Origin of the sequence: Variovorax sp. VRV01, from assembly GCF_014852545.1 — a bacterium.
GTDB classification, from domain to species: domain Bacteria; phylum Pseudomonadota; class Gammaproteobacteria; order Burkholderiales; family Burkholderiaceae_C; genus Variovorax; species Variovorax beijingensis_A.
Map to the genome: position 1 here is coordinate 161888 of NZ_JACVBS010000015.1, position 10735 is coordinate 172622.

11 protein-coding genes and 1 pseudogene are annotated in these 10735 nt (G+C 63.7%); 6 read left to right on the plus strand and 6 right to left on the minus strand.

All coding sequences use genetic code 11. The annotated features are described in order from the left end of the window. Positions 1–76 precede the first annotated feature (76 nt). The gene (locus IB278_RS24380; RefSeq protein WP_192326038.1) at positions 77–2005 is read left to right on the plus strand and encodes a WD40/YVTN/BNR-like repeat-containing protein; all 1929 of its coding nucleotides are present in this window, start codon (positions 77–79) and stop codon (positions 2003–2005) included. 24 nt (positions 2006–2029) lie between these two features. On the opposite strand, the pseudogene IB278_RS33925 reads toward IB278_RS24380, so the two are convergent. The 5 genes and pseudogenes from IB278_RS33925 to IB278_RS24400 all read right to left on the minus strand — a co-directional run. Continuing rightward, positions 2030–2309 (minus strand): annotated as a pseudogene (locus tag IB278_RS33925) (IS630 family transposase); the annotation flags it as partial. Positions 2310–2728: 419 nt separating this feature from the next. Next, positions 2729–3706: a Bug family tripartite tricarboxylate transporter substrate binding protein gene (locus tag IB278_RS24385; RefSeq protein ID WP_192326040.1), complete on the minus strand. Its 978-nt coding sequence runs from the start codon at positions 3704–3706 to the stop codon at positions 2729–2731. 40 nt (positions 3707–3746) lie between these two features. Further along, the gene (locus tag IB278_RS24390) at positions 3747–5069 is read right to left on the minus strand and encodes an arylsulfatase (RefSeq protein WP_318646703.1); all 1323 of its coding nucleotides are present in this window, start codon (positions 5067–5069) and stop codon (positions 3747–3749) included. A gap of 132 nt (positions 5070–5201) precedes the next feature. Then, on the minus strand, positions 5202–6119 hold the full coding sequence (locus IB278_RS24395; RefSeq protein ID WP_192326044.1) for a LysR family transcriptional regulator: 918 nt from the start codon (positions 6117–6119) through the stop codon (positions 5202–5204). A 301-nt stretch (positions 6120–6420) separates the two neighbouring features. After that, a complete protein-coding gene (locus IB278_RS24400) occupies positions 6421–7044 on the minus strand; it encodes a tyrosine-type recombinase/integrase (protein WP_192326046.1) in 624 nt (207 codons plus the stop codon). Between the two features lie 197 nt (positions 7045–7241). Between IB278_RS24400 and IB278_RS24405 the strand changes: the two genes are divergently transcribed. From IB278_RS24405 to IB278_RS33930, 5 genes are all read left to right on the plus strand, one after another. Continuing rightward, a complete protein-coding gene (locus IB278_RS24405; protein WP_192326048.1) occupies positions 7242–7871 on the plus strand; it encodes a DJ-1/PfpI family protein in 630 nt (209 codons plus the stop codon). A 54-nt stretch (positions 7872–7925) separates the two neighbouring features. Further along, complete coding sequence (locus tag IB278_RS24410; protein ID WP_192326050.1) at positions 7926–8207, plus strand: hypothetical protein; 282 nt, start codon at positions 7926–7928, stop codon at positions 8205–8207. A gap of 74 nt (positions 8208–8281) precedes the next feature. After that, entirely contained in the window at positions 8282–8737 is a 456-nt protein-coding gene (locus IB278_RS24415) for a GNAT family N-acetyltransferase (RefSeq protein ID WP_192326052.1), read from the plus strand. Between the two features lie 157 nt (positions 8738–8894). After that, positions 8895–9227, plus strand: coding sequence for a DUF6572 domain-containing protein (locus IB278_RS24420; RefSeq protein WP_192326054.1), 333 nt, complete (start codon positions 8895–8897; stop codon positions 9225–9227). A 64-nt stretch (positions 9228–9291) separates the two neighbouring features. Continuing rightward, on the plus strand, positions 9292–9573 hold the full coding sequence (locus tag IB278_RS33930) for a DUF6959 family protein (protein WP_164547973.1): 282 nt from the start codon (positions 9292–9294) through the stop codon (positions 9571–9573). 83 nt (positions 9574–9656) lie between these two features. Here the strand turns inward: IB278_RS33930 and IB278_RS24430 are convergent, their stop codons facing one another. Next, a complete protein-coding gene (locus IB278_RS24430; protein WP_192326058.1) occupies positions 9657–10352 on the minus strand; it encodes a hypothetical protein in 696 nt (231 codons plus the stop codon). Positions 10353–10735 lie beyond the last annotated feature (383 nt).

The following is a 10735-nucleotide window of genomic DNA, read 5'->3' on the forward strand; positions in this document are numbered from 1 at the left end:
CGTTCCAGGCACGTGCGGCGCGTCCCTTTACCAACTCCTTGCGATCCATTGCATGGCAGCAATTTCTTACAATCCGTTGCGTTGCGTTTCGCCGCGCACCCCAAGTCCCTTCGTATATCCATTGCAGCCGCTCATGCCTTCGTCCAGACCCGCCTGCCGCATCATTCGCAATGCCCGCCTCGCCGCAGGGCTGACCGCCTCTATGGCACTGTTCGCCTGCGGCGGAGGCGGAGGTGGCGCGGGTAACGCGGCATTCTTCGTTCCCACCGCGCCGCAGCCCGCCACTCCTGCGCCCGCCGGCACATCCGGCGAATCCACTGTGCTGATGCGCGTCAAGCCGGAGGCTGTCGGCGGCAACTGCACCTTGGGCGGCGCACGCGTCGAGGCCGGCCTGGACGCCGACAACAATCACGTGCTCGCGGACAGCGAAGTCACGTCCACCCAGTACATCTGCAACGCCACCGCCGGGGTGGATGGCCTCAGCACGCTGGTGCGCATGCGGGCCGAGCCCGCCGGCGGCAACTGCGCGCAAGGCGGCTCGCAAGTGCTGGCCGGCAAGGACCTGAACCGCAACGACGTGCTCGAGGATGCGGAGGTGACCAGTTCGGCCTACGTCTGCGGCGGTGGGCCGGGTGCGACGGGCGCTGCGGGGTCGAATGGCCGCGACAGCCTGCTCGCATTCGCCGCCGAAGCACCGGGCGGCACCTGCACCTATGGCGGTCAACGCGTGCAGTCCGGGCTGGACCTGAACGCCAACGGCGTGCTCGACGCCGCAGAGGTCACGGCCACGGCCTACGTGTGCGCGGCCGCGCCGGCCGACACGCGCTGGGTCAACGTCACTGCCTCGAGTGTCCAGACCGAGTCGAACACCGGCTATCAGGCGAATTCGGGCACCGGCGTCACGCTCACCCTGCCGCCCGCACCCACGGTGGGCGATTGGATCAAGGTTGCGGGGGTAGGCAGCGGCGGGTGGACCATCGCGCAGAACGCGGGGCAGCGCATCGACACGCGCGGCCTGCCCGGCGGATCGGACTTCGACTGGCGCTCGGTGGCGCTCACCAGCAGCTGGAGCAGCCTCGCCTCGTCCGCTGATGCCACCCGTCTGGCGGCAGCATCCAGCAGCGGCGATCTGTACACCTCGAGCGATTCCGGTGCGACCTGGGGCCTGCGCCTCACGGGACAGACCTGGAGTGGCGTCGCTTCTTCCAGCGATGGACTTGCGGTGCTCGCCGCAACCAACGGCGGTGCGCTTTTCCGCTCGACCGACGGCGGCAGCACATGGTCCAACGACGGATCGTCCCGAGCGTGGAGCGCGGTGGCCAGTTCCGCCGACGGGTCGCGCCTGGTCGCGACCGCCTACCTCGGGCAGATCTGGACGTCCTCGGACGGCGGCAGCAGCTGGACTGCGCGTGAGTCGAACCGAGCCTGGCGCGCCGTGGCCTCTTCGGCCGATGGCCGGGTTCTGGTGGCGGCCACCAATGGCGCCCAACTGTATGTCTCGACCGACTATGGCGTGAGCTGGACCGCGCGCGCGAGCGGCCAATTCTGGTGGTCGGCGGCGTCGTCGGCGGACGGCAGCATCCTGTACGCCACCGTGGACACGGGCGCCGTCTGGGTTTCCACCGATTCGGGTACCACGTGGGAAGCGCAGAGCGTCAACCGGGAATGGCGAAGCATCGCCACGTCCGCTGACGGCCGCTACGTCGTGGCCGCCACCAGCGGTGGTCGCCTCTACGAGTCCAGCGACAGCGGCCGGACCTGGCGTGCGACGAGCGACGCCGGTGCCTGGACTGCGGTCGCGAGCAGCGCCGACGGCCTGAAGGTGGCCGCCGCCAAGTCGGGCTCAGCCATCCATCTCGGCACGCGTCGCGCTTCGACCACCCTCGGCACGGCCGGGTCGATTTCCGGAGGGCAACAGGACTCGCTGGAGCTGCAATACGTGGGAGGCGGCGTGTTCCTGCCCGTCGGTTATGTGTTGGCCAATGTGGCATTCGTCATTCGCTGAATCCGCTTCGCGGCTCCTCGCACGCTAGTGGCCTGTTCCGTCGATACATGAGCAAAGTCGATGCAGCTTCCCAAGGATCGGCTCGGCGATGGCGGTCCACTCGAAGGGCTGGCATTGGGGGGTTGTAAGCGGTGGTGGAGCGCCCGATGGGTTGCACGAGCTGCTGGGCGCGGGAGGATGAGCCGCGGTGGGTGCTCTTGTCGGTGATGAGGGCGAAGAAACATTCAACCTGATTAAGCCAGGAGCTTTAGGTCGGAATGAAGTGCACGTGCCAGCGCGGGCGAGTCGCCAACCAGGCCTTGATCGTCCATGTTCAGAAATGTGTTCGCGGATTTTTCACAGATGTGTACGCAACTTAACCCTCGCGCCACTGCTTTCTGATGTAGCGGCGTCCAGTCCTTGGCTCGATTCATGAATTTGGCGTCGATGCGCTGGCGAGCATGCGGAGCTTCTTGCACTCGGCACGCCAATTCATTAGACAAGAGATGGGTGAAGCAATTGGACATCGGCCTTTGCTGTGGCTACCGCAGCGCCCAACGTCTGCTCGATGCCGGTCAACGCTAAGTCGTCAACTTATGCCCAGTGACCGCAACCGCTGCATTGCGGTCTTCAGATCCGCCAAATCTAAGCGCCGCTTGGCGCCCAAAGCGGCATCGCGCCCGACCCGGAGCGGTCCTTCAAGGGGGCCGTGCTACGCGGGGATGGTTTGTGTGCAGTCCGACTTCATTGAAGGTCCAGCTTTGCATTACTTGCAAGCGCCCTCCATTTTTGAGTATCGCGCTCGATGAACTGCTGCGCCTCCTTCGCACTGCCCTTGCCTGCGATGGAACCGCTGGCCACCAGCGAGGGCTTGAGCTCGGCCGACGCGGCAATCTCGTTGACCCAGACGTTGAGCTGTTGCACCTGTGCCGCTGGCGTGCCCTTCGGTGTCGCGACCACGTACCACTGCGCGGCGTCGTAGTCCTTCAGCCCGGCCTCCTTCATGGTCGGCACGTCGGGCAGGCTCTCGATGCGGTAGCCGGTGGTGACCGCATAAGCCTTGAGCTTGCCGGACTTGATCTGCTGCAGCACCGGCGTCACGCCGAGCATGCCCAGCGGGATCTGCGCGCCCACAACGTCGACCACCGCCTGGCCGCCGCCCTTGTAAGGCACATGCGTCATGGCCGTGTCAGCGCTTACGTTAAAGAGTTCGCCGGCCAGGTGCTGCGACGTGCCGTTGCCGGACGTCGCATAGCTCCACGTGGCCGGACTCTTCTTAATCGCCTGAATCAGTTCGCTCAGGTTCGCAGGCGCGTTCGGCATGCCGCTCACCAGCACCATCGGCCCCTGCGCCAGCGTGGCGACCGCCACCAGTTCCTTGCCTACCTCGGGCGGCTGCGTCGCGTACAGCACTGGGCCGGGTACGGTGATGAGGGTGTAGCCATCCGGTGCGGCCTTGGCCGCAGCCTGCAGCGCGATGGCGCCCGAGGCGCCTGGCCGATTCTCGACCACCACCGACTGCCCGGTTTTCTCGCCGAGCTTGCGCGCGGCGACGCGCGTGAGCACGTCGACGGTGCCACCGGGCGGGAAGCCGACGATCCAGGTGATGGGCTTGGCGTTAGGCCAGGCGCCCGGGTCGCCGGCGGCGAGCACCGTTGCGGACAGGCACAGTGCGGCGGCCGCGGCCACGAACGCGCGACGAGGGAAGAACTGTGTGGACATGCGAGGTTCCTGAAGGTGGTGAATGGACGAACGACTGCGCTCAGTCGGGCTTGCCCGGTGGCGTGTTGGGAAACTGCTGGCAGCTCTTGTTGAAGGCCTGCACCATGCGCAGGATCGGGCCGAGCACCCAGGTGTTGAAGACCAGCACGTCGGTCTCTTCCTTCGGGTCGCGCGTGATGTTGAAGAGGTAGGGCGACTCGAGCTTGCCCTTGCCCTCGTTCACCTCCGGCTCCCAGTAGAAGTGCAGCTTCCAGTCGCGCCACTTCACCGCGCGCAGGTCGTTCTTGATATAGAACAGAAAGCCCTCGCGCGCCGACTTCTCCGCCTCGCCGAACAGGAAGGCGCGCTGGTCAACGCCATCGATGGGTCGGTCGTCCGGCAGCGACGCGCCGGCAACGGCCGCCAGCGTGGTGAAGAGGTCGGTCACGTGAACCATTTCGTTGCTGATGCGGCCGGGCTCGATCTTGCCCGGCCACCGCGCGATGAACGGCACGCGCAGGCTGCCTTCCATCGCCGTGTGGTACGTGCCGCGCCACGGGCCGGCGGTGCCGCGGTACGGCGCGCGGAACTCGGGGCCGTTGTCGCTGCAGAAGATGAAGAGCGTGTCATCCGCGATGCTGAGCCGCTCGACCTCGTCGACGATCTGGCCGACGCGGTGGTCCATCTCGACCATCGAATCCGCGAAGTCGCCGGCGCCGGTGCGCCCCGCGAAATCCGGATGCGGCAGCGTTGGGAAGTGCAGGTGCACCAGCGGCAGGTACAGAAAGAAAGGCTTGTGCGCTGCATGGTGGCGCCGCATGAAGGCCTGCGAGTGTTCGACGAGTTCGGCATCGATGCCGCGGCGGCTGTCGAGGTCGTAGACCTTCACGATCTCCGACGGCTCCCCGCGACGGCCACGCATGATGCGCGGGATGTCGGCGACCGACGGGTCGAAGCCGACCGTCGAGGTGAACTGGCTTTCGTCGGTGGTGCGCGGGATGCCGTACCACTCGTCGAAGCCACGGTCTGACGGGTAGCGGCCTTCGATGTCGCCGAGGTGCCATTTGCCGAAGTGCGCCGTGGCATAGCCCTGCGCTGACAACAGTTCGGCAAGCGTGACTTCCCAGCGCGTGAGTCCTTGCGGGAGTCCCGGCGGCACCGACTGCAGACAGCCTGTGCGGATCGGATGCCGCCCGCTCATCAGCGCGGAGCGGGTCGGCACGCAGTCGCTTTCGACGTTGAAGTTCTGCAGCAGCAGGCCTTGTCGGGCGAGTGCGTCGATGCGCGGGGTGGGTGCGCCGCGCAGCGCGCCGCCGCCGTAGCAGCCGAGCTCGCCCCAACCGAGGTTGTCGGCGACGATGAGGACGATGTTGGGTGGATTCACGGTCTGTTCTCGCTGAAGCTCTGGGTACTTCAATCTAGCGAGACCGGGGCCAGATGCCATTCCCGTGGATGGAGAATCCGATAACCAGTGGGAATGCCAGGCAGGCGCGCCGCACGACGACTGACGCGAGGATCAGCGGGCGATCGCCACAGCAGGCGGCACGCGGTTCGCCAGCAGTTGATCGCGAAAGGTCGTCATCAGCGGCGACCACCTGGCCTGCGGCCGCGTGAGCAGCACCAGCGTGCGCCGCAGTTCGAGCATCGGCAACGGCAGCGCGTCCACACGCCCGCGCCAGGCGCTCATGACCGAGGCAGGCACCAGTCCCAGCAGGTCGGTACCGGCGATCAGTCCCATCGCGGCGTCCGACATGTAGTCGGCCTCCAACGTGACGCGCGGCGCGGGCTCGCCGGCCTGCTCGAAGATCTGGATCACCAGGCGGCGCGCGGCGCTCTGTCGGCTCGGCATGGCCCAGGCGCAATCGGCCAGGTCGGCTAGCGTCAAAGCGGTCCGCCGTGCGAGTGGATGGTCGATGCGCGCGGCGACGCGGACCGTGTCCTCGCTCAGGGCCAGCTGGTCACAGCTGAAGGAGATGCCCGGGTAGGACGGCACGACGGCCACGTCGAGCTCGGCCTTTGCCACCGCATCGTTGAGCGCATCTGACTTGCCGATGACCATCGCCAAGCGCAGGCCGGGACGATGGCGCACCATCTCCGACAGCACGCGCACGACGGGGCCGTCGCTCGCAGCGTTGGTCAGGCCGACGCGCAACAGGCCCGCATGCTGCGCGCGCAGCTCGGTGGCGGAACGCATCAGTTCCATGTGCTCGGAATCGAAGCGTCGTGCCGATTCGAGGAAGAGCTGGCCCTCGGCGGTGAGGCGAGCGCCGTGCGCGCCGCGCTCGAACAGCGCGACACCAACAGCGTCTTCCAGCCGCCGGATCGCCTTTGAGACCGCGGGCTGCGTCACACCCACGGCCTCGGCCGCACGGCCGACGTGGCCCTGACGGGCCACTTCGAGGAAATACGCGATGTCGGCTGGAGAGAAGCTCATTTACCGAGTCTGCCTGATCACACTGTCTGCCGAAACTTGGAACTACGAGCGTGTTCGACCCGGGTTGGTGCGAAATTGTGCTGCGCTATCCAACGATCTGAGCGCAGTGACGGAGGTACGGTCCTAGCCGGGGGCAGCCGTGTAAGTCAGAGTTCGAGGTCGGCTTCACACTGGTTGCAGTCAGTCGGTGCGGCCCGCTGAATGACTGCTGTGCGTTGCAATCGAGCCATCCGGCGGCACGTCGATCCGCCTCACTGCCGCAGCAAGGCGGACCGATCTGCGTCGCGCAATCGACGCTTACTCAAATTTCCGTCTGCTCCGAGATCTCCAGGGCGTCATCCACCTCGATGCCCAGGTATCTGACGGTCGACTCAAGCTTGGAGTGGCCGAGCAGCAACTGCACCGCGCGGAGGTTCCTCGTCCGCCGGTAGATCAGCGTCGCCTTCGTCCGTCGCATCGAGTGCGTTCCGTAGTCGGCAGGGTCCAAGCCAAGCTCCCTGACCCAGCCACCAAGAATCCGGGCGTACTGCCGGGTGCCGAGGTGCGGCGAGTCGTGCAATCGGCTCGGGAACAGGAAGTCGTCCGATCGCAGTCCAGTGCGCTGGATCCATGCCTGCACAGCCTCGCGGGTTCCGGGCGTGAGCTCGAACTGCACCGGACGCTGCGTCTTGTGCTGCATCACGGTTGCCCGTGGGGCAACCTGCTCTCCGTGGCACACGTCCCTGACCTTCAGGCTGACAAGGTCGCAGCCTCGCAGTTTGCTGTCCAAGCCCAGGTTGAAGAGAGCGAGCTCGCGCACTCGGCCCTCCAGTTGCAGCCGCACTCGCAGCGCCCAAATGTCCTTCAGCTTGAAAGGCGCCTTCTGGCCGACGATCTTGCCCTTGTTCCAGGGCCCGCGACAGGTTGCAGTGTTTGATGATCCCATGATGGTCTCCCATCGAGTTGAGGGAGCCTCAGCATGCGCGCGCCGGAGTGCAGTTGCCCTTGATGCAGCGCTTGCTTTCCATGGGTAAGGCATCAGCTGTCGCGGCTATACCTGACCTGCGGCAAAGGGCACAATCGGCCAGAAGCTGTCATATCCTTCCTCAAAGTCGCGCGCACGCGCCCCAAAAGGGTTCTTCCATGAATTTCGGCATCCTGGTCTTCGATGACGTGGAAGAACTTGACTTCGTTGGGCCTTGGGAAATGGTCACCATGTGGGCCAAAGTCGCGGAGGGCCCGAGCAATTGCCTATTGGTTGCTCAATCCTCGGGGCCGGTGCGGTGTGCCAAGGGCCTATCAATCAATCCGCACTTTTCATTTCTGGACTGTCCGGCTCTTGATTACCTGTTGGTTCCAGGCGGCCAGGGGACACGGACGGAGGTCAGCAACCCTGCCTTGGTCGAATTCGTCTCCACCCAGGCAAAGACCTGCATGGCGGTGCTTTCCGTTTGCACCGGCGCCTTCATCCTCCATGCCGCAGGGCTTCTCTCCGGAAAAAAGGCTACCACCCATTGGGGGTCTCTTGACCGCCTGCGTGCTCTCGGCGATGTGGAGGTGGTTGAAGAGCGTTACATCAAAGATGGAGCCGTCTGGACATCAGCAGGCGTCTCAGCGGGCATTGACCTCATGCTGGCGTTCATCGCAAGCGAGGCCGGCGCCGATGCTGCGGGCAAGGTGCAGTTCTCAGCGGAGTACTACCCATCGGCCGTTCGCTACGGAGCATACGAGAAGCATGCGCAGGCGCCTGCGTACCTAAGGCCCACGGCTTGACCCGGCCAACATCGGACGGTCGGACAGCCTCCCAATAGATGTAGAGGTTCACTCATGAGCATGGACGCCGACGGGCATCAGAGGCGATGGCTGACGTTGGGGTATGGCGGCAAGACGTCATCCCCCGAAACCTGGCGCTACTGGAAAGCCGCCGACCGGACGTGGACCATCGTCGCCCCTCACGGTCTCGCAGAGTTCGAGCAAAGGCATCGACGCATCTTCTATCAAGACGAGAAGGTTCTCGCAGCGGCGACGCAGTGGGAAGCCACCTGGAGGGCAGTTGGCTACTTTTACAGCCATGTGGTGCCGACTCTGCCGGCGCCGCCGATGACCTAATGTCGGAGCATGTTCCGGCTCATCTCGGTCAACACCGGGCGTTCGCGCGATCCTTTCACATGGACTTTTCACATATGAGCTTGCAATTCAGACGCGCGGGAGAGAAAGATGCGGCGGCCGTCGGTTTGCTGACCCGGGCCGCGTATGCGAAGTGGGTTCCGGTGATCGGACGCGAACCCCTCCCGATGAAGGCGGACTACGAGTCAGCGGTGAGGGAGCATCTGGTCGACCTATTGGAGGTTGACGGCAAGCTCGCCGCCCTCGTCGAGATGATCCCAGAGCCAGACTGGTTACTCATCGAGAATCTCGCGGTCGCACCGACTTTCCAGCGCCGTGGCTATGCTCGTATCCTCTTGGAACGAGCGCGGGACACGGGACTGGCGCTGCGACTCAAAGGGCTTCGGCTCTTTACAAACAAGCTGTTTGAGTCGAACGTCGATCTATATCTGCGACACGGCTTTGCCATCGATCGCGAGGAGCCATTCATGGATGGCGTCACCGTCTATATGAGCAAGTTATTGGCGGTCTGATCTTAAAGACCGGTGCCGCCCGTTGAGCTTGGTCAGATGAATCACGCTGCCAGACAGTAACGGGGGCAGCGGCCATCATTTCCTGCAAGGACGGCTTTCGGTGCGCAGGCTAGACTTCCCCCACCGGCCACAACCGGACCTTCCCGCGAACCTCCTGATGACTGTTGAAAACACCGCAACCGTTGACGCCGTCGGCATCGACACGGAGACCGGCGAGGTTCGGCTGAGCATCATCGACCATCTGCCTTGGGACACGGAGCACCTCCGTCTCCTGCAGGAAAAAATCAACGTGTACCTTGGCTTCATCGAGTCCGGTGAAATCTATGCTTCATACCCAAACGCCAAAGGCCGTCCGTTGGTCATCGATGTGTACACGAGGTTCCGCCCAACTGTGGAGGCCGAACGCTTCCTAAGGCAGGCCGCGGGTGTCGTCGCGAACCTACGGAGCGTCCTTGCGTCAGGCTCCGTCCACCGGCGGCTACGCCGATGATTCTGCGTAGCGGTTCACCGGCTACAGTCGGCCAGAAGCTGACCTTCCCGGTACACACTAGATCATGAGAAAAGAGCAGGTCGAAATCTATTCCGATACAAGCAACGCCGCAGTTCTACGGCACCCGGACCGTCACTTTCCCGGCTGCTTGGTTCAAGGCGATACGCTTCACGGTCTTCGGCAGTCGGTTCGTCGCGTCCAACGCAGTGCCCATCTCCTCGACGAGGAGGCTGCTGCAGATCTCGCCGATGTTGCAGATCATCTTGAGAGCCTTCTGAACCACTACAAAACAGTGCTCGCAGCCCACGCGATCAAACTACCGTTCACTGATACGTCGAGCGGCTGACGCCGCCATCCGGCCAGGACCAGTCGTTCGCTCCAGTGACATCGATAGCCGGACTTTATGAGACAAAGCCTACGGAGTGCTTCTCATGTGAGGTCAGGAAACCGGCCGCAGGTCGCTTGTTGCAGCACTCGATCACAGTGCGCCGAATATTTGATTTCAACTTCTGTCGGAACTGGCGTCCTGTTCGAGGGCGACTGGAGCTGCGCAAAGACTGCACCGAGTTCATCGAACAGCGTCTCCACTCGTTCGTTCTTGGCCGACCCTTTCCGATATGAGCGCTGAGTCCGCTTTACCTGATCGAGCAGCAAATAGTGGACCTTTGAGTTGCCCCGGGTCCGTTGAGACTCAGGAACGATCACGAAGTCACCTTCATCAATCTCCGCCGGATCCAATCCTAAGATCGTGGACTGCCCTTCCCCCAGAGAACTGGCCTCGAAAAAGAGAACTTGGGCTGAGAAATCGGCAAGCATCCCTTCGAGGCTTTCATTTTTCCCATTCCACTGGCCCCGTCGTATGCAGTAGGTGGGAGGTCCCTCGCTTGTTAGATATACGCCATGGAACGTAGCGCCTGTCCCGTCAAAAACAGAAACTTCTGCGAGCCTCTCGTACACGCGAGTGTGCTCGTCGAAAGTCGCATATATCGCCATCACACCATGCATGAGCGAGCGGATGGTCTCTTTGATAGCGGTTTGAGAGAGCGGAATACGGGTCGGTGGCCGCAATTTGATCTTGGCCTCCCCAGCACTTTCCCAGAAGATGTCATTTGTCGGATCGCCCATGGCTTACTGTAGCCGAGCCACGGGCGGCCTTGGTTCGAGATCTGCCAAAGATGAATACGTGTGGCAGGATGCGGCCGAGGCCGTGTGGAAACGGCTTTGACTAGCGAGTATGCCGAACCCGCGCCCATGTGGGCGTCCTCGGCGCACCGAGTCATCCGGTGGTCCCGTTGCACAAACGCGCGGGTGGTTCGATCGAGCGTGGCTGCGCAAGCCGCAAAGGGCACTTGAAGAGTGCTCACGCCCCCACCAGCCTGATCGCCTTCATCGTTCTGGCAATACCGAGGATCGCGATCACCCGCTTCAGGTTGTATGCCAACACGTGCAGGCTCATTTCGGTGCTCACGTGCGGCAGCGTCTTGGTGAGGAAGTGGGTTGAGCCCATC